The sequence below is a fragment of the Rhizobium sp. CECT 9324 genome (genome assembly GCF_918741265.1).
Lineage (GTDB): Bacteria > Pseudomonadota > Alphaproteobacteria > Rhizobiales > Rhizobiaceae > Allorhizobium.
On the sequence record NZ_CAKKMZ010000001.1, the window covers coordinates 3,925,779 to 3,948,396 of the forward strand.

Genomic DNA, 22,618 nt, shown 5'->3' on the forward strand with positions numbered 1-22,618 from the left:
TTCCGGTGTGACACAACTGCGATAGACAACACGGCGCATCCCGGGTCCAGGAGAAGAGAGCCTATGACGAGCCATGTATTGACCGTTTCCTGCCAGTCGACGCGCGGGATTGTCGCCGCGATCTCTGGCTATCTAGCCGGCAAGGGTTGCAATATCGTCGACTCATCGCAGTTCGACGACCTTGAAACCGGCATGTTTTTCATGCGCGTCTCGTTCATCTCGGAAGAAGGCACCAGCCGTGCCGAACTCGACCAGGGCTTTGCGCCGATCGCCGAGAAATTCGGCATGACCGCCGAGATGCATGACAGCACCCATCGCATGAAAGTCATGCTGATGGTCTCGCGCTTCGGCCATTGTCTCAACGACCTGCTCTATCGCTGGAAGATCGGTGCCCTGCCGATCGAGATCGTCGGCGTCGTCTCCAATCATTTCGACTATCAAAAAGTGGTCGTCAATCACGACATCCCGTTTCACCACATTCCGGTGACCAAGGCCAACAAGCCGGAAGCCGAAGCCCGCATCATGGCCATCGTCGAGCAGAGCGGCACCGAGCTGATCGTTCTCGCCCGCTACATGCAGATCCTGTCCGACCAGATGTGCCAGAAAATGTCGGGTCGGATCATCAACATCCACCACTCCTTCCTGCCCAGCTTCAAGGGCGCGAACCCGTACAAGCAGGCATTCGAACGCGGCGTGAAGTTGATCGGTGCCACCGCACACTACGTCACCGCCGATCTCGATGAAGGTCCGATCATCGAGCAGGACGTCGCCCGGATTACGCACGCCCAGTCTTCGGAGGATTACGTCTCGATCGGCCGCGATGTCGAAAGCCAGGTACTGGCCCGCGCCATCCACGCCCATATTCACCATCGCACCTTCATCAACGGCAACCGCACCGTCGTCTTCCCCGCGAGCCCCGGCTCATACGCCTCCGAGCGCATGGGCTGAGGCAGTCCATCCCTGCAGGGGCGCATTGCGCCTCTGCAACCGGCTTGATCGTCGCCACATGCAGCACATTCGGCCCTCGTCAGCGGCTGCATGAGCGGGATAGACGCTAGGCTGTGCTCTGCTAATCTCTCGATTGTGATTCCGAGGGAAACAAGCATGGCCGATTCCGCTCTCTTCCAGCGTACCGAGCTTCCACGTCCGAATTTTTCGGAAGCCGATGCGACCCGTCTCCTGAGCGATATGTATGGCTTCAACGGGCCGATCCGAGAATTGGGCAGCCAGCAGGACCGCAACTATCTGATCGATACCGGGCCTGAGCGTTTCGTCCTGAAGATTTGCCGTGCGGAATATGCTGGCGACGAGCTTGAGGCGCAGAACGAAGCGATGCGCCATCTCGCCCAATGCGGTCTCGATCTGCGTGTTCCCGAGTTGATACCGGCCCTCACCGGAGAGGAAATACTCTCCGTGAAGGTCAATGGGGAGGACTACCGCGCCCGCGTGCTGACCTATCTTGATGGTGAGCCTCTCACCCGCCACAAGCACTTGGCGCCGGAAGTCGTTGCCGCATTCGGCGATGTCGCGGCCTCGGTCGCGCGCGGCCTGCGGGATTTTTCCCATCCGGGCCTGGAGCGCAATTTGCAATGGGATCTCCGCCGGGCCGGCCCTGTCGCCCTGCATCTGCTGAAATCCGTAACCGACCACAAGCGCCGCGACCAGATTGCCAAGGCGATGATCGTTGCGGTCAAGCATATCCAGCCACTGGCAGCCAGCCTGCGCATTCAGCCCATCCACCACGACATCACCGACGACAATGTGGTCAGCCGCCGCAATGCCAATGGTCGTCTGATCCCCGATGGCGTCATCGATTTCGGCGACATCCTCAACGGCTGGCTGGTCGCCGATCTGGCCGTGACCTGCACGGCACTGCTGCATCACGCCGATGGCGATCCTTTCTACATCCTGCCAGCCGTCACCGCTTTCCAGGAGCGCTACCCGCTAACCAAGGAAGAACTCATGGCGCTCTGGCCGCTGATCGTCGCCCGGTCCGGCGTTCTCGTCGCCAGCACAGAGCAGCAACTGGCCATCGATCCCGACAATGAATACGTCATCGGCAATGCGGCCCATGAGCGGGAAATGTTTGAGGTCGCGACCTCCGCCCCGTTCTCCTTGATGGAAACGGCGATCCTCAAGGCAGCCGGTTTTGAACTGACGGGCCCCGAACTTGTCTTCGCCCATCCGCTGCTGCCGGGCGTCACCCCTGATCAGATGCGCCTGACCGACCTCAGCGTGACAAGCCCCGATCTCGTGCGTGACAACTGGGCCGATCAGGAAATCGACTGGAAGCTGCTGGCCCGCGCCGCCGCTGAAACCGGCATTGCCTCGACACGGTATGGCGAATACCGCCTCTCCTATACCCGCACCCTGTCTGCCACAGCGCCGGCAACCTTCGCGCTTCACATCGACATCTGCCTGCCGGCTGCGACCGAAGCAGTCGCCCCTTTCGATGCGACCATCATCCGCGACGGCCACCATCTCATCCTGTCGAGCCAGAATGTATCCCTGCATCTCGATGGCATCGACTGCGGCCTAGACGACGGCACGGCTGTAAATGCCGGCGACAGCATCGGTGTCGTTGCAGGGGCTGTGGGCGGCATTGGCGGACTACGGGTCCAACTTTGCCGCGACCCCGACCTTGTTCCGCCGCTGTTTGCCAAACCACACCAGAGCGAAGTCTGGCGCAAGATCTGCCCGTCACCCTCCCTGATGCTGGGCGTCGGGGTCGATGCACCCGACCTGCAAAGCGATGCCTTGCTCATACGCCGGCAGAAGAGTTTCGCCAAGCCGCAGAAGAACTACTATGCCGATCCGCCGCAGATCGAGCGTGGCTGGAAGGAGCATATGTTCGACGTGCAGGGCAGGTCCTATCTGGACATGGTCAACAATGTCACCATTCTCGGCCATGGACACCCGAAGCTTGCCGCAGCCGCGGGCCGGCAATGGTCGATGCTCAACACCAATTCCCGTTTCCACTATGCGGCTGTCGCCGAGTTCTCCGATCGCCTTGCAGCGCTCGCGCCCGATGGCCTCGACACGGTCTTCCTGGTCAACAGCGGCTCCGAAGCCGTGGATCTGGCACTCCGGCTGGCCTGGGCGCACAGCGGCCACCGCAATATCGTCAGCCTGCTCGAGGCCTACCACGGCTGGACGGTCGCCAGCGACGCCGTCTCGACCTCGATTGCCGACAATCCACGTGCGCTGGAAACCCGACCCAACTGGGTGCATCCGGTCCTGTCACCCAACACATACCGTGGCAAATTCCGTGGCGAGAACGCAACCGAAGGCTATGTGACAGCGGTGGAAGACAAACTCGCAGCAATCGAGGAAAGCGGTCAGGGTCTTGCCGGCTTCATCGCCGAAAGCGTCTATGGCAATGCCGGCGGTATTCCGCTGCCTGCCGGCTATCTTCAGCAGGTCTATGCTGCCATCCGCGCACGTGGCGGTGTTTGCATCGCTGATGAGATCCAGGTCGGCTATGGCCGCCTGGGCCACCATTTCTGGGGCTTCGAACAGCAGGGCGTCGTTCCCGACATCATCACCATCGCCAAGGGCATGGGCAACGGCCAACCGCTTGGCGCCGTCATCACCCGCCGCGACATTGCCGACAGCCTTGAAAAGGATGGCTATTTCTTCTCCTCGTCGGGTGGCAGTCCGGTTAGTTGCGTCGTTGGCATGACCGTGCTCGACATCATGGCAGACGAAAATCTGCAGCAGAATGCCCGCGACGTCGGCGATCACCTGAAGCGGCGGCTTGAGGCACTTGGCCAGCGTTTTCCCCTTGTCGGCGCCGTCCACGGAATGGGACTCTATCTCGGCCTCGAATTTGTCCGCGACCGCGAAACGCTCGAACCGGCGACCGAGGAGACGGCGAACATATGCGACAGGTTGCTGGATCTGGGTGTCATCATGCAACCCACGGGCGATCATCTTAACGTTCTGAAAATAAAGCCGCCGCTCTGCCTCGCCACCGAAAGCGCCGACTTCTTCGCAGACATGCTGGAAAAGGTGCTTTCCGAGGGCTGGTAGGCCGGAAAGGCGGTTCATCAAATGCTGCCAACCGCCTAACAGAGCGCAGCGAAATGCGCTGGTCGGCGAAACAAAGCGAAAAGCTAGAACCAGACAAAACGAAAAGCGATCTTCACAGCGCTTTAAACTGTGGTCTATCGTCATCTCTGACCGACATGGCGAAGGACACAGCATGCCCACCCTGCCCGAGCAAATATCGACCCATTGGATGGTCTGGGGCCTCGTCCTGTTCCTCATCAAGCAATGGGTGGCTGATTTCATGCTGCAGACGGCCTGGATGGCCAAAGGCAAGGAACGTCCGCAAGGCTGGGTTTTTCCGCTGACACTTCATGTCGCGATCCATGGGCTGGGAACCCTGCTGATCACGCTGGCAATCGCCCCCAGCCTCGCGTGGCTTGCCCTTGTCGATATCGTCATTCACGGCCTGATCGATCGCGGCAAAGCGCGGATCCAGTTGCACATGACCATGACGCCGGACCGCTCCTGTTTCTGGTGGCTGCTCGGCATCGACCAGACGCTGCATCATCTGACCCATCTCGGCTTCGTCCTCCTGCTTGCCGCAACGAAGACTGCGAGCCTGGCCGCCCAGTTCTAACTCGCAGTGTTGGCCAGTTCCCCGACGATCCACTCGCGGAACTTGACCAGTGGCGGATAGGCCGCCCGTTCCCGCGGAAATGCGAGATAGTAGCGCTGAGCGCTCTGCATCGGGCGATCCACTGCCGCCACCAGTTCTCCGCGCTTCAACTCATCCTGGATCAGGAATGTCGGCAAAAGTGCGACGCCCAGTCCGCCGATGGCCGCCTGCGACGCGGTCGCGAACTGGTCGAACAGCATGCCGTGCACACTGTCGAAACCGACGCCGTTTTCGGTGAACCAGCGCTCCCACGCATCCGGCCGGGTGGTCAGATGCAGAAGTGGCACCGACAACAGATCCGCCGGCTCGGCAATGCCATGCGCTTGCCGGAATTGCGGACTGCAGGCCGGCAAGGTTTTTTCCTGCATCAGGAACGTAAGTTCGGCGCCCGGCCAGACCGGATCGCCGAAATGAATGGCCGCATCGATTGAATCCAGCCGAAAATCGAACGGCGAAAGCCGGGTCACCAGATTGATCCTGATGCCCGGATTGGCGGCCAGGAACTGGCCGAGGCGCGGAGCAAGCCAGCGCGCGCCGAAGGTCGGCAGAATGGCCAGGTTCAGCGTGCCGCCGTTCGGATTGGCGCGCAGGTTCAGCGATGCGCTGGAAATCCGCCGCAGGGCCTCGCGGATTTCGCGCGCGTAGCTTTCACCAGCCATGGTCAGCCGTATCGTCTGGCGTTCGCGCAGGAAGAGTTCGACGCCGATCTGGTTCTCCAGCGCCTTGATCTGGCGGCTGACCGCGCTTTGGGTCAGGTCAAGCTCGCGCGCTGCCGCAGTGATACTGCCGGTCCGGGCGGCGGCCTCGAATGCCGTAAGCAAGGACAAAGACGGAAGAAAGCGCCGGGGTGACAGCATGGTTATGCCTTTTGGGAATGATCTCTTGAGTAATTATCGCTGGAACGCGTTAGTTTCCTCTTCTAAATATCTCAGGACTGTACGGATCGGAATGATGTCACCAAGAATCCGCAGACGGATCTCGACATTTTCGACCCGGCTTTCCACCTCCGACCGACGCCACACCTGCTGACCCCAAGGCCCGCCATGCTGAATGATCCGCGATCCCACGGTCTTTGGGAAAAGACCGCTCCGGCCGCCCCGAAGACGAGGAAGCTGGTCGGCGACCACAAGGCCGACGTTGTCATCGTCGGCGGCGGCTATACCGGCCTGTCTACCGCCTTGCATCTCGCCGAAAGCGGCACGAGCGTTATCCTGCTCGAAGGCAAGGAAATCGGTTTCGGCGGTGCGGGACGCAATGTCGGATTGATCAATGCCGGCATGTGGGTCATGCCCGACGATCTGCCCGGCGAACTGGGTGCAGTCCATGGCGAACGCCTGCTGGATCTACTCGGCAATGGTCCCGGCGCCGTGATGGACATCATCGACCGCCACGCCATTTCCTGCGAACTCGAGCGCGCTGGCACGCTGCATTGTGCGGTCGGAACCAATGGCCAGAAGGAAATCGAAGCCCGCGCCGAACAATGGCAGCGTCGCGGCGCGCCGGTAGAGCTGCTGAACGCCAGCGAAACGGAGCGCAAGATCGGCACCGGCGTTTATGCCGGCTCGTTGCTCGACAAACGGGCAGGCACTTTGCAACCCCTCGCCTATGCCCGCGGCCTGGCAACGGCCGCGATGAAAGCAGGCGCCACGCTACACACATCGAGCCCCGTCACGGGCTATGAACGTCATGATGACGCGCACGGCAGTGGCTGGCGCGTTGCGACCGCCGATGGCAGCGTCACGGCGCAATGGGTGATCGTTGCGACCGATGCCTATAGCGAAGGCCCGTTCAAGGCCGTGCGCGAGGAACAGGTTCACCTGCCCTATTTCAATTTCGCCACCGTTCCGCTCAGCGACAATCTGCGCAAGACAATTCTTGCGGAACGCCAGGGCTGCTGGGACACCAAGGACATCCTGTCCTCGTTTCGCATGGACCAGGCGGGACGTCTGGTGTTCGGCAGTGTCGGAGCCTTGCGCGGCACCGGACTTGCCGTCCATAAAGCCTGGGCTCGCCGCGCATTGAAGTCGATTTTCCCGCAGATCGGCGACATCGCCTTTGAATGCGAATGGTATGGCAAGATCGGCATGACCAGCAATGCCCTGCCGCGGTTCCACAAATTCGCTCCCGGCGTCATCGGATTTTCCGGCTACAACGGCCGCGGCATCGCACCCGGCACCGTCTTCGGCAAGACGCTCGCAAGCCACATTCTCGGCCAGATCAACGAAGAGCAATTGCCGCTGCCACTGACCGATCCGGAAGCGCCTGCCTTCCGCACCCTGAAGGAAGCATGGTACGAAGCCGGCGCCCAGGTGGCGCATCTGGCCGGCGCACGATTTTGAACTCACTCGATCTGAAAAGACCTGACGGAAGGACCACCATGACCCTCGCAAACCTCAACCTTGCGGCAGAAACCGTCTCGCTGATGGCAACCTTTGGCGTCGACGCCAAGGCGCTCGAAGGCGGCACGCTCACCGTCCGTTCGCCGATCAATGGCGAAAAGCTCGCCGCCCTCGTCGAAATCTCGGCCGCCGACACGAAGAAAGCTATCGATGCTGCGCACCAGGCATTTCTTGAATGGCGCCTCGTTCCGGCACCGCAGCGTGGTGAACTGATCCGCCTGCTCGGCGAGGAACTGCGCGCCGCCAAGGATGCGCTTGGCCGCCTCGTGTCGATCGAAGTCGGCAAGGTGACGTCTGAGGGCCTGGGCGAAGTCCAGGAAATGATCGACATCTGCGATTTCGCCGTCGGCCTGTCGCGCCAGCTCTACGGTCTGACGATCGCCACCGAGCGCTCCGAGCACCGCATGATGGAAACCTGGCATCCGCTCGGTGTCACCGGCATCATCTCGGCCTTCAACTTCCCCGTGGCCGTCTGGTCGTGGAACGCAGCCCTCGCTCTTGTCTGCGGAAATTCCACAGTCTGGAAGCCGTCGGAAAAGACACCTCTCACTGCCATTGCCACCCAGGCGATCTTCGAAAAGGCCGTGAAGCGCTATGTCGCCCAGGGCGGCAAGGCACCAGTCAATCTCTCGACGCTTCTGATCGGCGGTCGCGACATCGGCGAGGTCCTCGTCGACAACCCGAAGGTCCCGCTGATCTCCGCCACCGGCTCCACCGCCATGGGTCGCACCGTCGGCCCGCGCGTCGCGCAACGCTTCGGCCGCAGCATCCTTGAGCTTGGCGGTAACAACGCGGCCATCGTTGCCCCGAGCGCCGACCTCGACCTGACCCTGCGTGGCGTCGCTTTTGCCGCCATGGGCACCGCCGGCCAGCGCTGCACATCGCTGCGCCGTCTCTTCGTCCACGAAAGCATCTACGACACGCTCGTTCCGCGCCTGATCAAGGCCTATGGCTCGGTCACCATCGGCAATCCGCTGGAAACCGGCAAGCTGGTCGGCCCGCTGATCGACAAGGGCGCCTATGAGCGCATGCAGAAGGCCCTCGATGCTGCCAAGGCCGCCGGCGGCAAGGTCTCGGGTGGTGAGCGTGCGCTCGCGGACGAAGCACAGGACGCCTACTACGTTCGCCCGTCCCTGGTGGAAATGCCGGAACAGACAGGCCCGGTCGTCGACGAAACCTTCGCCCCGATCCTCTATGTCATCAAATACAAGGACTTCGACGAAGCGCTGGCGCTGAACAACGCTGTTCCGCAGGGCCTGTCCTCGTCGATCTTCACCAATGACATTCGCGAAGCCGAAGCCTTCGTTTCCGACCGTGGCTCCGATTGCGGTATCGCCAACGTCAATATCGGCCCATCCGGTGCGGAAATCGGCGGCGCATTCGGTGGCGAGAAGGAAACCGGCGGCGGCCGTGAATCCGGCTCGGACAGCTGGAAGGCCTATATGCGCCGCGCGACCAACACCATCAACTACGGCCGCACCCTGCCGCTCGCCCAGGGCGTCAAGTTCGACATCGAATAATCAACAAACGGGCCGGCTGTGCATCTGCGCTGCCGGCCCCGCTTCTCCATTGAACGAAGGTCACAGCAGGCTGCTCTGGCCATCGACGCGAAAATCGGCGAAGCTCCGGCAATCGGAATGCGTTTGCAGGTGCGTGCATGGAGATCCAGGACCAATCAGCCGTCATAGCCTTTCTCAGCAGACCTGAAAGTTATGCCACCTCGGATCCCGTCGAAATCATCGAAACCCACATATCGATCGTCTTTCTGGTCGGCGACCGTGCCTTCAAGCTGAAGCGCGCCGTCAAACTGCCTTATGCCGATTTTTCGTCCTGCGCCCTGCGTCACCATTTCTGTGAACGCGAGCTTGAGCTCAATGGCCGGGCTGCGCCGGAAATCTATCTCGGCGTTCGGACAATCGTGCAGGCGGCGGATGGCACCTTGCATTTCGGCGGCGAAGGCACGCCGCTCGACCATGTGGTCGAGATGGCGCGATTTGCGCAGGCCGACCTCTTTGACCGCATGGCCGCTGACGGACGACTGACGGCAGCGCTTATGGAAGAAACCGCCGAACGCATCGCCGCCTTTCACAAGGGTGCTCCGGTCAGTCACGCCGAACGTGGCGCGGCGAACATGGCCGGCGTGCTCGACATCAACGAGGCAGGCTTTGCCACCGGCGCCATATTCGAGCCAGCCGCACTCGCAGACCTGACATCGGCATTCCGGCATGCCTGGACCCAATATGCGACCCTGCTGGATCAGAGGGAGAGACAGGGACAGGTCCGGCTCTGCCATGGCGATCTGCATCTGCGCAATCTCTTCCTCGGCCCCGAAGGGCCGCGCATGTTCGACTGCATCGACTTCAACGAGAAGATCGCCACCTGCGACGTACTCTATGACCTCGCTTTCCTGTTGATGGATCTCTGGCACCGCGACTTTCCACACTTGGCCAATGTCGTCGTCAATCGCTATCTTGATCGCACCGGCGATGATGCCGGCTTCGCCCTATTGCCGTTCTTCATGGCAGTTCGCGCCACCGTTCGCGCCCATGTGACCGCCACCCAGATCGCCGAAATCGGTGACGCCTCAGGGGCGGCAAAGGCCAACGCACTCTTCTACTTCCACCTCGCGGACGAACTGCTCGCCGACACCAGGCCGTGTCTCGTGGCGATTGGCGGCTTCAGCGGCTCGGGCAAATCAACGCTCGCCGAAGCCCTGGCGCCGGTCTTCGGCGCACCGCCTGGCGCACGCATTCTCGAGAGCGACCGTATTCGCAAGGCGATGTTTTCCACCAACCACAGCGAAACCCTTCCGCCCGAGGCCTATCGCCCGGAAATCTCCCGCAAGGTCTACGACCAGTTGAACGAAAAGGCGCATGCCATCGTGTCGGCCGGAGGCTGCGTCCTGGTCAACGCCGTGTTCGACCGCCAGACTGACCGCCAGGCGATCGAAGCCATGGCCACCGAATGCAAGGTGCCGTTTATCGGCATCTGGCTGATGGCCGATGCAGAAATCTTGCGGGCGCGGATCGCGGCAAGGCCCAAGGGCGATTCCGATGCCACGACCGATGTTCTGGATCTGCAACTCACCCATGAAGCCGGCGCCATCACCTGGCACCAGCTCGATGCTACATGCGCGATCAACGCTCTCGTTGATGAGATCAAATCCAGGATCGACGCCCAGACTTCAAAGATAGGCTAAAAGGCCGTGCCGTCAGACAGCAGCCAGCGCAGCATGCGGGCCAGATCACGCGCCACCCAGCTGCCATTGCGCCCGGCGGAGGCGCCGAGTTCCATCTCATCGAAAAAGCAGACCAGCCTGTGACTGTCGACCGCATGAAAGCGCCAGCCGATCTCTCTCGCTCCGACAGTGGTCGCCGCCACCTTGTCTGCAAGGGACGTTGCCGGGACCGAAGCGCCGGCAAGCACGACCACAGTACAGCGCGTGGTATTGGCATGGACCAGCAACGCCGCCTCTAAGCCATCACCCTCATCAATCCGCCACCAGCGTTCGTCGCGCGAAACTGCCGTCACATGGCGCGGAGGGACATCGGGAGCAATCGCAAGCCTCGCATCAACACAGGCCCTCGGAAAGACTTCATCCAGCCAGCTTTCGATCAGCGCATAGTCAGCTTCATACGCCTGCAGCAAATTCATTCGGACCTCGTCCACATTCCCTGATCCCCCCAGACTGGATGAACAGGAAAGCCGGCACAAGTCAGCAAATATAAATCTAGCGAATATTGAAACGCACGGGAGCCGTGATCGTCTTGTTGACGCCTGGCGGTGGGGCCGGGACCGGAGATGCTTTCTGCACCATGGCCAGGACAGCATTGTCGAGTGACGGATAACCGGACGAACGCGACAGGGATACCGAGAGCACATTGCCGGAATCATCGATCCGGAAGCGCACATAGACCGTGCCTTCTTCGCGATTGCTGCGCGCTTCCGACGGATATTTTTTCCGCCGCTCGAGGTGTGACATCAAGCGTGACTGCCATTTGGCCGGCGTAACGCTGCGTCCGGCCCCGCTGCTGACCGCCTGGGCCGCATTGCGGTTGGATTGGGTGACGTCTGCCTTGGCCTGACGCGCGGCTTGAGATGCAGGCGGTGCCTGTCGCTTCTTCACCACCTTCTTTGGCTTGGTTTCCTGCTTTTTCTCCACCGCCGGCTCTGGTACCGGTGGACGCATCATAGGAATCGGCACCTCGACATTCTCGAGTTGCGCCATCACCATCTCGTCGATCGGATCGATTTCCTCGACCGGCTCCGGCAAAGGTTCGGGGACCACAGGTGGTGGCTCGACTATCTGCTCGACCACCTCTTCCTCGACGACAGGTTCAGGTGGCGGCGGTTCCGGCAAGGGCTGAACCGGCGGCTCTTCCATGGGTTCCGGCAAGGGTTCGTTCGATGCCGTCTTGATTTCCTCGGCATCGACCGTTTCGCTCGAAACCTCGGTTTCCTCGGTGATCACGGCTTCCGGCTCCGGCGCCAGTTCGATCATGATGGCGGCAGGCGGGGCTCCATCGGCAAGCTCGATCGGCGGCTCACGCAGCATCAGCGCAACAGCACCGGCATGAGCCGCAAGAACCGTCAGTCCTGCCGTCGTCCACAATAGCCATTCGCCAATCACTCGTCCGCGAGACCGCTGCTCGCCATGGATGTTCATGGTTGCGGCTCCGCCACGGCCGTGCCCTCGTCCGCGCTCTGCGGCATCGGCAGGGTCTCAAGCCCGACCAGGGCAATCTTGAGATAACCCGAGTCGCGCAGCAGGTTCATCACTTCCATGAAGTTGCCGTAGTCGACCGTCTTGTCGGCACGCAGGAAGATGCGCGCATCCTTGTTGCCGGTTGTCAGGCGGTCAAGAGCGCCGCCAAGTGCCTCACGCGTCACCACATCATTGCCGAGCGCCAGGCTCATATCGCCTTTCAAAGTCACATAGACCGGCTCATCGGGACGCTGCGCCGGCTTGGCCGTAGAAGCAGGCAGGTCGACATTGACATCGACGGTCGAGAGCGGTGCCGCCACCATGAAGATGATCAGCAGAACCAGCATGACGTCGATGAACGGCGTGACGTTGATCTCATGATTTTCGCTGAGATCATCACCCGAATTGTTGTCGCGAATACCGCCTGCCATGACCTTACTCCGCAGCCAGCGTCATCTTATCGGAACGCGGATCCCGCAGCGCAGTCTTGCGGAAATCCAGGTCGCGGCTGATCAGGCGCTCGATCCCCGCCGATGCATCGGACAGCAACTGCCGATAGCCGGTCACCGAACGGGCAAAGACGTTGTAGATGATGACCGCCGGAATGGCGGCGACCAGACCGACGGCGGTCGCAAGCAGGGCCTCCGCGATACCGGGTGCAACGACTGCCAGATTGGTCGTTTGGGTTTCGGCAATGCCGATGAACGAATTCATGATGCCCCAGACCGTACCGAACAGGCCGACAAACGGTGCAGTCGAGCCAATACTGGCCAGCACGCCGGTACCCTTGGCCATCTGCCGCCCGGCGCGGGCTTCGATCCGGCCCAGCGCCGACGACACGCGCTCCTTCACACCGGCACCACCGGCATGATCGATCGCTGCGTCCGAAAGAGACATTTCATGCTTGGCCGCGCGGACCATGGAGGCGACGACGCCGCCACGGCGCTCAAGCGCGATCAGGGCATCCTGCAGCGAGCGGGCCTTGACCACGGCCTTCAGTCCCCGATTGGCGCGCTGCCTGGCGCCAAACAGCTGTAATGTCTTGGCAACCCAGACAGTCCAGGTGACGAGCGAGGCGAAAGCCAGCGACAGCATGACCGCCTTGACCACCCAGTCCGCCGCCATGAACATGCCATAGGGCGATAGGTCGTGCGGCAGGATCGCCTCGGCCGCTGCATCCGAGGGAGCGACGGCGTCGACGGGCGCCGGCTGAGCCAGAGCAGGCTCCGCAGCGCTGTCCGCCGGTTGGCCGAGAACCGGCGCTTGCGTGGGTGTATTGGCGCTAGGCCCTGTCGCTGGTGAAGTGGCCACGGGCGCTGCCGTTTGCGGCGTGACCGGCACTGTGGTTGGCGTATCCGTAGCGGGGACGCCAGACGGTGACAGTGCGTCGGGCGACGAGCCAGCTGTGTCGGGTGCGGAATTCTGTGCGGCAGAAGGAACGGCGGGGGTCGACGGCGAACCTTGGTCAGATGCGACAGGCGGCGTCACCACTGGCGCGCCGCTCTCCTGCGACAAAGCGGCCGTGTTCGCCGCAAGGCCGACCATCATCGCCAGACCAATAATTTTGATCGAGGGTCCCGAATGAGTGAGAGGCATTGGGAGCTCCCTATAAGTGAATCGGTGCTAAAAAGGACAGCATGGCTAGAGCCGTGCCGCATGCGCAGCCTCTCCTTAATAAACATGACAAGTTGTGACAAGTAATAATGACGGAGGCCACCCAAAAAAGCGGACAATTGCGCACAGGTTACAAATCGGCTTCATTCTTGCTGGCGCGAGAAGAGTTCCATGACATCCTCTCGCCGGCACAGCGCCGTGCCAGCAGTCATCACTGCGGCGGCACCTGCTGCCTGCCCGAAGCGGAACGCCTCGTCGATGCCGTGGCCCTCCGCCAGAGCCCAGATCATGCCTGCGACGAAACTGTCGCCCGCGCCGACCGCGGATTGCACAGGAACGGAAATAGCGGGCACCCTAACAATCGTGTCGGCGGAAACCAGTACCGCGCCATCGGCGCCGAGCGTTACGGCGATATGCTGCACGCATCCCTCGCGCACATAATTTTGCGCGGCCGGTCCGACGCTATCGTGATCGAGCTTTCGTCCCAGAAAGCTTTCAAATTCTCCAAGGCTTGGCTTAACCAGGAACATGTTCGCCCGCGCAAGCGCCGACGCCAAGGCAGGGCCGGACGTATCCAGAATGAAATGTGCGCCACTTGTCGCGGCAACCTCTGCCATGCGCAGATAGGTTTCATCCGGAACCCCACGGGGCAGACTACCACTGGCAACGATATAGTCGGCATCAGACTTCGCCACAGCCTCGAAAACAGGCTCAAGTTCCGCATCGGTAACCAACGGCCCCTCTGGCACGAAACGATATTCCGTATTGGTCGATTGCTCGTGTACAGCATAGGCTACACGCACCGGATCATGGATGGGAAAGGGCCGCCCGACGATGGAAAGCGGTCGCAGCATCGCCTCCAGCAACTGGCCGGTCGCTCCCCCGGACAGGAACATCAGTTCGCACTGCCCGCCAAGTTCGCAGATGACCCGTGCGACGTTAACACCGCCTCCACCGGGAAACTGCTGCTGATTGAACGTCCGTGTCTTGTGGGTGTGACGGACCACATCGGCATCGCTGGAAATGTCGATTGCCGGATTGAGGGCAATACAAAGGATTTTCTTCATGGCTCAATCGATCGCCTTTGCGAGAGAAAAATTGTGCTCGTGATCTATATCGCCGGACAACTGATCGCGGCAAGCAAGCCGAAAGGCGGGTATCTGCATTGGTTGGATCCACCCAATCCGCCGTGCCGCTCAATGCTATGCGATCGTTGAACGCTCCGATCAGAAAACGGGGATTGTCTTTGCAAAAAGAGACATTACGTTTCGCACAATCGCGGAAGGAAAGTCGCCCATGTATACCGGTATCGTTCAAACTGTGGCTCCGGTCACCAACATCGTTCGCTATGACGGCTACACGCAATTCCACGTCGAATTGCCTGAGCGCCTGCTCGTCGACCTCCAGATCGGCGCCAGTGTTTCGATTGAAGGCGTCTGCCTTTCGGTGACCACCATTACCGGCAACCGTGTTACCTTTGATGCGATGGACGCAACGCTTGAGCGGACCAATCTCGGTATCTTGACTATTGGCGACGGCGTCAATGTTGAACGATCGGCAAAACCGACCGACGAGAATGGCGGACATAACATTGCCGGCCACATTGCATCGACGGCAGAACTCGTGGCCGCCAAGATGACGATGCCTGGTGCCTTCATCCGCTTCCGCATACCGGAAGAATGGGCGAAATACGTATTCAAGCGCGGCTACCTCGCGGTCAATGGCGCAAGCTTGACGGTCGCTGAGGCAGACGATGACACATTTACCATCAACCTCATTCCTGAGACACTGCGCCAGACGACCTTTCCCCGCTATAAGCCGGGCGATCCTCTGAACATCGAAATCGACCATCAGACGATGGTCATGGTCGATGTCGTTGAGCGCACCCTGGAAAGGCTGATGGCAAGGGCATAAGTTGACTGCCTCAGTGGCGTCCTTGGCTTGGCACTGACAGACGATCGCCCATCACCGCTGTAAGAACCTTGCGATAATCCGCGGGCTTTGGAGCGCAGAGCGATCTGGCAATGCCATTTTGCTCAATTTCAGAGATCGCAGACCCCGAAACGACACGGAACGGGATTCCCAGACGGAGGAGGCGCTGCACCAGCGGCGTTACAGTGCCGTCACGGACTTGAAAATCGAGGATTGCCCCCGAAATATGTTCATGGTCTAGAATGTCCAGCGCATCGCTGACACTTTCTGTCGTGATCACGTTGACGCCGGCGCGTGCAACGGCATCGGCGGCATCCATCGAAATGAACACATCATCCTCGACAATGAGAATGGTATCGATTGCTAAGGCATGTCCTGGTCGCATCGTTGATCTCCTTCGACAGCACAACGTAGCGCGAAAGCCTTTGTTCAGATTTTCTTAAAATGCCAAATGACATGGTAAACAACACCTTAAGGTCTATCTGAGCGATATCGCCCTCAAATGGTAGCCATTGCGATCAATTTGACCGATGGAACAACCAATCACGGACCGCGTTTTTCCTGCACATTATTGTCAAAGGAGAGCCAGCCATGCAGATCATCGAAACTCAAGTTCGCGAAGGAAATGGTGTGAAGCCGGGCTTTACCGTCGATTTCATCGGCGATGGCGACGAACGCATTTCCGTCGAGATGGCACAAACTGCTAGCAATCAGCTGACGCGCGAAAACGCCGTGCAAAAGGCGCAGGTCATCTTGCTGCAGGCCGGTACTTTCGGCGCAACCGGAAAGGACTCGCAACCGACGCAGGAGCATGACGGCTCCGCTGAATCCAGCGATGCGGTAAAAAGCCTCAACCAGGAAAAAAAGGACGGTAATCGCAGTGGCACTGCATTGCAGGAAGGCCTTGAAGACAGTTTTCCGGCCAGTGACCCCGTCTCGGCAACCTACACGTCAACAGCAGCTACCGAACAGAAGCACTAACTAGAACGGCAGCGATCGCTGAGATCGCTGCCGTTTTCGGATTCAGCACCATGCCAAGCGACTTTATAACTTTCGGTACCGAAACCAGCCTTCCATTGTCATCGATCATTATGCGCCTACTGATCGCTTTGGTCTGTGGCGGCGCCATTGGTTTCGAACGGGAATGGCGCAGCCGTGCGGCAGGTTTGCGGACCCATATTCTCGTGTGCCTTTCAGCGGCAATCGTTGCAATTCTTACCATCGAAATCGTGCACTACGACACCTTTCAGGGCGACGGCGTCACCATGGATCCGCTCCGTCTGATTGAAGCGGTAACCGCCGGCGTTGCATTTCTTGCCGCCGGCATGATCGTCTATTCCAAAGGGGAGGTTCAGGGATTGACGACAGGAGCCGGTCTCTGGTTTGCCGGGTCAATCGGCTTGTCCTGCGGCCTTGGCTTTTGGCAGGTCGGGCTCATCGCCACCGTCTTTGCACTTTCCGTTCTCTGGCTGTTGCACCTGCTGGGAGACAAAATGCCCCGTGGTGACGAGTAGACGGCATCAACGTCACCGCAACAGGCTCTGTCCTCCATCGATCCAGATTGGCGTACCGGTGACATGACGCGCGCGATCCGAAGCCAGGAAAACGATCGTTTCAGCCACATCATCAACCGTTCCAGCCTCCCCTCCCGTCAGCGGTATATCGCCAAGGGGGAAATCCACGGGCACTTCAGTCTGCGCGCGCTTTCGCATATGCGTATTGTCGTCGATCTCGGTGTCGATGGCGCCGGGACAAACAGCATTGATCCTGATCCGGTATCGCCCAAGCTCCAGAGCGAGTTGCTGGACCATCGCAAGCTGGGCGGCCTTGGTCGCGGAATATGCCGTCGCGCCAGGTGTCGTGAAGGTGCGCGTCCCATTGATCGATGAGACGACCACAATCGACCCGCCAGTCTTCTTCATGCAAGCCACGCCATAATGGAGGGTGAGATAGGTCCCACGCAGATTGATCGCTATTGTTTGATCAAACTCTGCGGGCTTCATATCGTCGATCGGAGCCCAGATCCCGTTGATGCCCGCATTGGCGACAATGATATCCAGCCTGCCGGTGGCGTCAAACAAAGTGCTCACCGCCTTGGACATGTCCTCGTCGACACTGACATCGGCAACAAGCACCATGCCCTGGCCACCTTCCGCCTCTATGTCGCGCATCACCGACTGCAATTCGTCTTCGGTGCGTCCAAGCAATCCGACGAAAGCGCCCTCACGCGCGAGCTTAAGGGCAGCCCCCATGCCAATGCCTGATCCGGCCCCCGTGACAAGAGCAGTCCGTTGGGCGAACTCCTTTTTCTCCCGCCCCATCAACGATCGCCAGCGCGCTCGGGTTTACCCTTGCGCTTGGTGGATGCCAGTTCCTTGAGCTCCCTCTCCGTCATGCTCTGCGCCATGTCGCGCGAGGCACCCTTGAGTTCTGATTTTTCAATATCTTCGCGTTTGGCTGCCAGTGCAGCCCCCGCCGCCTTCTGCTGCGCTTTCGATTTTGCTGGCATGATGTCACTCCGAAAATGAGGGCATAGACGATGCTCGAGTTGCATCATCACAAAACCGGCAAGCGCATGGAAATGTTCCTCCCTCGCCAGAGCTTCAGCGGAACAAAACCGCGCTTGGCGATTTAACCGGCGCAAACTCCAGCCATTCGAGGAACTTTGATGGACGCCAGCAGCAAGAATTTCACCGTCGAAGCCGGCGATTGGCAGCAACTTGGTGCGCGCTATGACGGCGCAGGCACCAATTTTGCTCTCTTCTCCGCCCATGCCGAGCGCGTCGAACTCTGCCTGTTCAACGAAAGTGGCGACGTCGAGATCGCCAGAATTGAGCTTCCCGAATACACCAACGAAATCTGGCACGGCTATCTACCAGGCGTCGGTCCGGGAATGCTCTACGGCTTCCGGGTGCATGGGCCGCACGATCCTGCCAACGGCCATCGCTTCAACGCCAACAAGTTGCTGCTTGATCCATACGCGCGTGAACTCGTCGGCGACTTTGCCTGGTCGGAGGCGCATTTCGGCTACGACATGAACAGCGATGACAAGGACCTGTCTTTCAACACCCTCGATAGCGCTTCCGTCACACCGAAATGCCGGGTGATCGACCCGAGCGCCAGCCGTATCAGCAACGAGTTCAGCAGGATCCCCTGGGCCGACACGATTGTCTATGAGACGCATGTTAAGGGTTTCACCCAGCTGCACCAGGCCATTCCCGAACATCTGCGCGGCACGTTCGAAGGATTGGGACACAAGGCAGCGGTCGACTATGTCAAGAGCCTTGGCATCACCTCGATCGAACTCTTGCCCATCCATGCCTTCCCGGATGACAGCCATCTTCTCGATCGGGGTCTTCGCAATTATTGGGGCTACAACACAATCGGCTTCTTCTCACCGGCAAGCCGCTACTATGGCCCGAACGGCCTGGCCGGCTTTCGCGACATGGTGCGTGCCTTCCATGACGGTGGCATCGAGGTCATCCTCGACGTGGTGTACAACCACACCGCCGAGGGCAACGAAATGGGGCCAACCCTGTCCTTCAAGGGCATCGACAATTTCTCGTATTATCGCACCCTGCCCGACAATCATCGCTATTACATCAACGATACCGGCACCGGAAACACGGTCAACACATCCCATCCGCGAGTGCTGCAAATGGTGATGGACAGCCTGCGCTACTGGTCGGAAGAGATGCATGTCGATGGGTTTCGCTTCGATCTCGGCACCATTCTGGGACGCGAGCCGGAAGGCTTCGACCAGCGCGGCGGTTACTTTGACGCGGTCTGCCAGGATCCTGTCCTGTCGAAGGTCAAGCTGATCGGCGAGCCCTGGGACATTGGCCCGGGTGGTTATCAGGTCGGCGGCTTTCCACCGGGATGGGCGGAGTGGAACGACAAGTATCGCGACTCGACCCGCGAATATTGGCTCAACGGTGACAATTGCGCACCCGACTTTGCCGCACGCCTGCTCGGCTCCGGCGACATCTACGACCTGCGCGGTCGTCGTCCCTGGGCCAGTGTCAATTTCATCACCGCGCATGATGGCTTCACGCTGAATGACCTCGTGTCTTATGACGGCAAGCACAACGAGGCGAATGGCGAGGACAATAACGACGGCCACAATGACAATCGCAGCCACAACTATGGCACCGAAGGGCCGACCGACGACGAAGGCATCATTGCCCTGCGTGAGCGCCAGAAGCGTAATTTCCTCGCGACGCTGTTCTTCTCGCACGGCACGCCGATGCTGCTGGCCGGCGACGAGTTCGGCCGTTCGCAAATGGGCAACAACAACGGCTATTGTCAGGACAGCGAGCTCAGCTGGCTGCATTGGGACAACCTGCCGCCCACCTGCGACGAGTTGCGCGAATTCACCCGTCGTCTCATCGAGCTTCGTAAGGCACAACCACTGCTGCGCCGCTCCAATTGGCGCGATGGCACCGTGATTGACTGGTACAATGTGACCGGTGGCACACAAAAGCCTGAACACTGGCTGGATGGAAACCCCTTGGCCTTGAGGTTGATGCGTGCCGATCTGGATGACCAGGAAGGCGTCTGGTCGGAGATCTTGCTGATGTTCAACCCCGTCGACCAGGATATCGACTTCACCATTCCGAAGACGGATGGCGGCGACTGGACCCTGGAAATGACAACCTTTGATCCAAGCCGTGCGGGCGATCACGCCCAGGCCGGCACGCCCTTCCTGCTTCAGGCGCGATCCCTGGCGGTGTTTCGACGAGCTTGAAACTGTACCGAGTAGCGGTGGTTTCAGGCCTCCGCTACTCGGGTCAAAACCTCAAAATCATAAAACTGGCCGGCAACGAACAAGCGCCGCGCCGAAATCGACACCGAAACGCTCTCGCCGGCCGCATTGCGAATGTCTGCAAGCTGGCCGGTATAGCCGCCATCCCGATCGAGCAGCATCAGCCGAAAGGCCCGGGCTTCACTGCATGACACGATGCCGGAAGCCACCATTTCATGTCCCCGGATCTGGTCCCAGTTACTGCCTACAAGATCAAGATAAGCCTGGTTCACCCGGATATAGCGTGAGGTATTCTGCCCAATGGTGGAAATCGAAAATGCCACCGGCGACAGGTCGAACAGCGCCTGGATGACCGGATCGGACATCGCAGCGTTCTCTGCCTGCGCCAAGTCTGCCGCCGTATAACCGTCCGTTTCATCCCGAGGCGCGAGATCAAAGTCAGCAGGCAGCGAGAGCTCGTCTCGCAGAACCGCAACAAGCCGCCAAAGGTCCACCTCGAGAAAAAGCGGTTTATGGCTTTCCTCTACCAAATGCAGGCTTTCCGGCACTTGCGAAATCAACGTCTGCAGACGCGATGCGTTGTGCCTGACGGAATCGGCGTGCATAAGGACGTGGAACTGCTCGATCGTTATCTGGCGTGTTTGCCGATATGCCTCTTCCAGCCGCAACCTACGCTGTTCCTCGACATCTTCGATCGGAGTGACGCCATCTGCAACCGGAAGGCCTTCGAGCAAGGACCAGACCCGCGCTTCGTCGGGCGATGTTTCAAGCTTTGATCCCATCTGTGGAGCGAACCGAACCAATGCCAGGATCGTCTCGACGTCGAATTCGTCGACATTGGCAGCGTGCCTTTCGCCGAGTGCGTCCTGCGTAAGGGCAGTCAGTCGGCTTGGCGCGCGATTGTCGTCGAGATACAGACTGACTTCGCAGATATCCTCCGGAAAACTGAGCCAGGGATACTCGCTGCGAAAAACCGCTAGCGTGTCAGTGTTCAAAACCGCAACAGCGTACATACCATCTCCTATCCAGTCGTCTGGCGATAAGCTGAGATGGCTTCAGTAGAAGAATTTCAGGTTGCCTCAACATACCCAAAACCCTCCATGCCGAACCACGGACGAACCCGCCTCGCCGGAGGTTATGCCCAAGATATGTGCGGGAATCCTAGAGTCTGATTGGGTAAAAGGCGGAGAATTATATATGTTTTTATTATCATAGACGCAAGAATGTTACACATCGGCACCAGAACCCCTAAAAAGAAACTGGTGCCGATTTGGCAACAAATTCAAGCCGGGCCCTAGAAGAATGCCTGGATGCCAGTCTGGGCACGACCGAGAATCAGAGCATGCACATCATGCGTTCCTTCGTAGGTGTTGACCGTCTCGAGATTCTGCGCATGGCGCATGACGTGATATTCGATCTGGATGCCGTTGCCGCCATGCATGTCGCGCGACATGCGGGCGATATCGAGCGCCTTGCCGCAATTGTTGCGCTTGACGATCGAGATCATTTCCGGGGCGAACTTGTGCTCGTCGATCAACCGCCCGACGCGCAACGACGCGAGCAGGCCGAGCGAGATTTCCGTCTGCATGTCGGCGAGCTTCTTCTGGAAGAGCTGCGTACCGGCCAGCGGCTTGCCGAACTGCTTGCGATCGAGGCCGTATTGGAGCGAACGGTGCCAGCAATCTTCGGCAGCCCCCAGCACACCCCAGGAAATACCGTAACGGGCGCGGTTGAGGCAGCCGAACGGGCCCTTCAGGCCGGACACATTCGGCAGCAGCGCATCTTCGCCGACTTCAACACTGTCCATGACGATTTCACCGGTCACCGAAGCGCGCAGCGACAGCTTGCCGCCGATCTTCGGTGCCGACAGTCCCTTCATGCCCTTTTCCAGCACGAATCCACGAATTTCTCCGCCATGCGCTTCCGATTTCGCCCAAATAACAAAGACATCGGCGATCGGTGCGTTCGAGATCCACATCTTCGAACCCTTGAGGCGATAGCCCCCTTCGATCTTCTCCGCACGTGTCTTCATGCCACCCGGGTCGGACCCGGCATCCGGTTCGGTCAGACCGAAGCAGCCGATCAGCTCGCCCGAGACGAGACCCGGCAGATACTTGTCCTTCTGCTCTTCCGAGCCATAGGCATAGATCGGATAGATCACCAGCGATGACTGCACGCTCATCATCGAGCGGTAGCCGGAATCCACCCGCTCGATCTCACGCGCCACCAGACCATAGGACACGTAATTGGCCCCAGCTGCACCATATTTTTCCGGCAGCGTTACGCCCAGCAGGCCCGCCTGCCCCATCAGCCTGAACAGCTCAGGCTCGACGGTTTCGCCGAGATAAGCCTCATTGATCCGCGGCGCGAGTTCCGCCTTAGCGAAAGCTGCGGCCGCATACTGGATCATCCGCTCGTCTTCGTTGAGCAGATCGGACATCAGGAAGGGATCGCTCCAGGAAAAGGGCTGCATCTCGCTCATGGCTTGGTATCCTTATTCGGTTTTGCAGCATTTTGCTCATGGCTGGCACAAAAAC

21 protein-coding genes are annotated in these 22,618 nt (G+C 59.8%); 10 read left to right on the forward strand and 11 right to left on the reverse strand.

Going from position 1 to position 22,618, the window contains the following annotated elements; translation table 11 throughout:
• The first annotated feature begins 63 nt into the window (after positions 1 to 63).
• The 3 genes from purU to LQ231_RS19025 all read left to right on the forward strand — a co-directional run bounded on the left by purU (position 64) and on the right by LQ231_RS19025 (position 4,627).
• Complete coding sequence (gene purU, locus LQ231_RS19015; protein WP_007596709.1) at positions 64 to 948, forward strand: formyltetrahydrofolate deformylase; 885 nt, start codon at positions 64 to 66, stop codon at positions 946 to 948.
• A gap of 156 nt (positions 949 to 1,104) precedes the next feature.
• On the forward strand, positions 1,105 to 4,032 hold the full coding sequence (locus LQ231_RS19020; protein ID WP_230172983.1) for an aminotransferase: 2,928 nt from the start codon (positions 1,105 to 1,107) through the stop codon (positions 4,030 to 4,032).
• Between the two features lie 172 nt (positions 4,033 to 4,204).
• Entirely contained in the window at positions 4,205 to 4,627 is a 423-nt protein-coding gene (locus LQ231_RS19025) for a DUF3307 domain-containing protein (RefSeq protein ID WP_230172984.1), read from the forward strand.
• Here LQ231_RS19025 and LQ231_RS19030 read toward each other — a convergent pair.
• Positions 4,624 to 5,523, reverse strand: coding sequence for a LysR family transcriptional regulator (locus LQ231_RS19030; protein ID WP_230172985.1), 900 nt, complete (start codon positions 5,521 to 5,523; stop codon positions 4,624 to 4,626). The two genes, LQ231_RS19025 and LQ231_RS19030, sit on opposite strands and share 4 nt — an antisense overlap.
• A 186-nt stretch (positions 5,524 to 5,709) precedes the next feature.
• Here LQ231_RS19030 and LQ231_RS19035 point away from each other — a divergent pair, with 186 nt between their 5' ends.
• From LQ231_RS19035 to LQ231_RS19045, 3 genes are all read left to right on the forward strand, one after another.
• Positions 5,710 to 7,005, forward strand: coding sequence for an FAD-binding oxidoreductase (locus tag LQ231_RS19035; RefSeq protein ID WP_230172986.1), 1,296 nt, complete (start codon positions 5,710 to 5,712; stop codon positions 7,003 to 7,005).
• Positions 7,006 to 7,043: 38 nt separating this feature from the next.
• The gene (locus LQ231_RS19040) at positions 7,044 to 8,585 is read left to right on the forward strand and encodes an aldehyde dehydrogenase family protein (RefSeq protein ID WP_230172988.1); all 1,542 of its coding nucleotides are present in this window, start codon (positions 7,044 to 7,046) and stop codon (positions 8,583 to 8,585) included.
• A gap of 137 nt (positions 8,586 to 8,722) precedes the next feature.
• The gene (locus tag LQ231_RS19045; protein ID WP_230172990.1) at positions 8,723 to 10,264 is read left to right on the forward strand and encodes a bifunctional aminoglycoside phosphotransferase/ATP-binding protein; all 1,542 of its coding nucleotides are present in this window, start codon (positions 8,723 to 8,725) and stop codon (positions 10,262 to 10,264) included.
• On the opposite strand, the gene LQ231_RS19050 is transcribed toward LQ231_RS19045, so the two are convergent.
• The 5 genes from LQ231_RS19050 to LQ231_RS19070 all read right to left on the reverse strand — a co-directional run bounded on the left by LQ231_RS19050 (position 10,261) and on the right by LQ231_RS19070 (position 14,451).
• Positions 10,261 to 10,719, reverse strand: a complete 459-nt coding sequence (locus tag LQ231_RS19050; protein WP_230172991.1) for a hypothetical protein — start codon at positions 10,717 to 10,719, stop codon at positions 10,261 to 10,263. The two genes, LQ231_RS19045 and LQ231_RS19050, sit on opposite strands and share 4 nt — an antisense overlap.
• A 76-nt stretch (positions 10,720 to 10,795) precedes the next feature.
• A complete protein-coding gene (locus LQ231_RS19055) occupies positions 10,796 to 11,731 on the reverse strand; it encodes an energy transducer TonB (RefSeq protein ID WP_230172992.1) in 936 nt (311 codons plus the stop codon).
• Entirely contained in the window at positions 11,728 to 12,201 is a 474-nt protein-coding gene (gene exbD, locus LQ231_RS19060; RefSeq protein ID WP_113144151.1) for a TonB system transport protein ExbD, read from the reverse strand. The genes LQ231_RS19055 and exbD overlap by 4 nt, the downstream gene beginning before the upstream one ends.
• Positions 12,202 to 12,205: 4 nt before the next feature.
• Positions 12,206 to 13,366, reverse strand: coding sequence for a tonB-system energizer ExbB (gene exbB / locus LQ231_RS19065; RefSeq protein WP_230172993.1), 1,161 nt, complete (start codon positions 13,364 to 13,366; stop codon positions 12,206 to 12,208).
• A gap of 161 nt (positions 13,367 to 13,527) precedes the next feature.
• Positions 13,528 to 14,451 (reverse strand): hexose kinase, encoded by a 924-nt coding sequence (locus tag LQ231_RS19070; RefSeq protein WP_230172994.1) that lies wholly within the window; start codon positions 14,449 to 14,451, stop codon positions 13,528 to 13,530.
• A 229-nt stretch (positions 14,452 to 14,680) separates the two neighbouring features.
• On the opposite strand from LQ231_RS19070, the gene LQ231_RS19075 reads away from it, so the two are divergent.
• Positions 14,681 to 15,298: a riboflavin synthase subunit alpha gene (locus tag LQ231_RS19075; protein ID WP_113144154.1), complete on the forward strand. Its 618-nt coding sequence runs from the start codon at positions 14,681 to 14,683 to the stop codon at positions 15,296 to 15,298.
• 10 nt (positions 15,299 to 15,308) lie between these two features.
• Here the strand turns inward: LQ231_RS19075 and LQ231_RS19080 are convergent, their stop codons facing one another.
• A complete protein-coding gene (locus LQ231_RS19080; protein ID WP_113144155.1) occupies positions 15,309 to 15,701 on the reverse strand; it encodes a response regulator in 393 nt (130 codons plus the stop codon).
• Between the two features lie 206 nt (positions 15,702 to 15,907).
• Here LQ231_RS19080 and LQ231_RS19085 point away from each other — a divergent pair, with 206 nt between their 5' ends.
• Positions 15,908 to 16,297: a hypothetical protein gene (locus LQ231_RS19085; protein ID WP_113144156.1), complete on the forward strand. Its 390-nt coding sequence runs from the start codon at positions 15,908 to 15,910 to the stop codon at positions 16,295 to 16,297.
• A gap of 50 nt (positions 16,298 to 16,347) precedes the next feature.
• Positions 16,348 to 16,830, forward strand: a complete 483-nt coding sequence (locus LQ231_RS19090) for an MgtC/SapB family protein (protein ID WP_230172995.1) — start codon at positions 16,348 to 16,350, stop codon at positions 16,828 to 16,830.
• 12 nt (positions 16,831 to 16,842) lie between these two features.
• Here LQ231_RS19090 and LQ231_RS19095 read toward each other — a convergent pair whose 3' ends face one another.
• Both LQ231_RS19095 and LQ231_RS19100 read right to left on the reverse strand, forming a co-directional pair.
• On the reverse strand, positions 16,843 to 17,637 hold the full coding sequence (locus tag LQ231_RS19095) for an SDR family NAD(P)-dependent oxidoreductase (protein ID WP_230172996.1): 795 nt from the start codon (positions 17,635 to 17,637) through the stop codon (positions 16,843 to 16,845).
• Positions 17,637 to 17,825 carry a DUF3008 family protein gene (locus LQ231_RS19100; protein WP_230172997.1) on the reverse strand — a complete coding sequence of 63 codons (189 nt, stop codon included), beginning with the start codon at positions 17,823 to 17,825 and terminating at the stop codon, positions 17,637 to 17,639. Before LQ231_RS19100 ends, LQ231_RS19095 begins: the two co-directional genes overlap by 1 nt.
• 159 nt (positions 17,826 to 17,984) lie before the next feature.
• Here LQ231_RS19100 and glgX point away from each other — a divergent pair, with 159 nt between their 5' ends.
• On the forward strand, positions 17,985 to 20,063 hold the full coding sequence (gene glgX / locus LQ231_RS19105) for a glycogen debranching protein GlgX (RefSeq protein WP_230172999.1): 2,079 nt from the start codon (positions 17,985 to 17,987) through the stop codon (positions 20,061 to 20,063).
• A gap of 23 nt (positions 20,064 to 20,086) precedes the next feature.
• Here glgX and LQ231_RS19110 read toward each other — a convergent pair whose 3' ends face one another.
• Both LQ231_RS19110 and LQ231_RS19115 read right to left on the reverse strand, forming a co-directional pair.
• Positions 20,087 to 20,815 carry a PAS domain-containing protein gene (locus LQ231_RS19110; protein ID WP_230173001.1) on the reverse strand — a complete coding sequence of 243 codons (729 nt, stop codon included), beginning with the start codon at positions 20,813 to 20,815 and terminating at the stop codon, positions 20,087 to 20,089.
• Positions 20,816 to 21,375: 560 nt separating this feature from the next.
• Positions 21,376 to 22,563 carry an acyl-CoA dehydrogenase gene (locus LQ231_RS19115; RefSeq protein WP_230173003.1) on the reverse strand — a complete coding sequence of 396 codons (1,188 nt, stop codon included), beginning with the start codon at positions 22,561 to 22,563 and terminating at the stop codon, positions 21,376 to 21,378.
• Between the last annotated feature and the right edge of the window lie 55 nt (positions 22,564 to 22,618).

Excerpts from the sequence above, each read along its gene's own strand:
- purU (WP_007596709.1), top strand. The coding sequence starts at position 64 with ATGACGAGCCATGTATTGACCGTTTCCTGCCAGTCGACGCGCGGGATT.
- LQ231_RS19020 (WP_230172983.1), top strand. The coding sequence starts at position 1,105 with ATGGCCGATTCCGCTCTCTTCCAGCGTACCGAGCTTCCACGTCCGAAT.
- LQ231_RS19025 (WP_230172984.1), top strand. The coding sequence starts at position 4,205 with ATGCCCACCCTGCCCGAGCAAATATCGACCCATTGGATGGTCTGGGGC.
- LQ231_RS19030 (WP_230172985.1), bottom strand. The coding sequence starts at position 5,523 with ATGCTGTCACCCCGGCGCTTTCTTCCGTCTTTGTCCTTGCTTACGGCA.
- LQ231_RS19035 (WP_230172986.1), top strand. The coding sequence starts at position 5,710 with ATGCTGAATGATCCGCGATCCCACGGTCTTTGGGAAAAGACCGCTCCG.
- LQ231_RS19040 (WP_230172988.1), top strand. The coding sequence starts at position 7,044 with ATGACCCTCGCAAACCTCAACCTTGCGGCAGAAACCGTCTCGCTGATG.
- LQ231_RS19045 (WP_230172990.1), top strand. The coding sequence starts at position 8,723 with ATGGAGATCCAGGACCAATCAGCCGTCATAGCCTTTCTCAGCAGACCT.
- LQ231_RS19050 (WP_230172991.1), bottom strand. The coding sequence starts at position 10,719 with ATGAATTTGCTGCAGGCGTATGAAGCTGACTATGCGCTGATCGAAAGC.
- LQ231_RS19055 (WP_230172992.1), bottom strand. The coding sequence starts at position 11,731 with ATGAACATCCATGGCGAGCAGCGGTCTCGCGGACGAGTGATTGGCGAA.
- exbD (WP_113144151.1), bottom strand. The coding sequence starts at position 12,201 with ATGGCAGGCGGTATTCGCGACAACAATTCGGGTGATGATCTCAGCGAA.
- exbB (WP_230172993.1), bottom strand. The coding sequence starts at position 13,366 with ATGCCTCTCACTCATTCGGGACCCTCGATCAAAATTATTGGTCTGGCG.
- LQ231_RS19070 (WP_230172994.1), bottom strand. The coding sequence starts at position 14,451 with ATGAAGAAAATCCTTTGTATTGCCCTCAATCCGGCAATCGACATTTCC.
- LQ231_RS19075 (WP_113144154.1), top strand. The coding sequence starts at position 14,681 with ATGTATACCGGTATCGTTCAAACTGTGGCTCCGGTCACCAACATCGTT.
- LQ231_RS19080 (WP_113144155.1), bottom strand. The coding sequence starts at position 15,701 with ATGCGACCAGGACATGCCTTAGCAATCGATACCATTCTCATTGTCGAG.
- LQ231_RS19085 (WP_113144156.1), top strand. The coding sequence starts at position 15,908 with ATGCAGATCATCGAAACTCAAGTTCGCGAAGGAAATGGTGTGAAGCCG.
- LQ231_RS19090 (WP_230172995.1), top strand. The coding sequence starts at position 16,348 with ATGCCAAGCGACTTTATAACTTTCGGTACCGAAACCAGCCTTCCATTG.
- LQ231_RS19095 (WP_230172996.1), bottom strand. The coding sequence starts at position 17,637 with ATGGGGCGGGAGAAAAAGGAGTTCGCCCAACGGACTGCTCTTGTCACG.
- LQ231_RS19100 (WP_230172997.1), bottom strand. The coding sequence starts at position 17,825 with ATGCCAGCAAAATCGAAAGCGCAGCAGAAGGCGGCGGGGGCTGCACTG.
- glgX (WP_230172999.1), top strand. The coding sequence starts at position 17,985 with ATGGACGCCAGCAGCAAGAATTTCACCGTCGAAGCCGGCGATTGGCAG.
- LQ231_RS19115 (WP_230173003.1), bottom strand. The coding sequence starts at position 22,563 with ATGAGCGAGATGCAGCCCTTTTCCTGGAGCGATCCCTTCCTGATGTCC.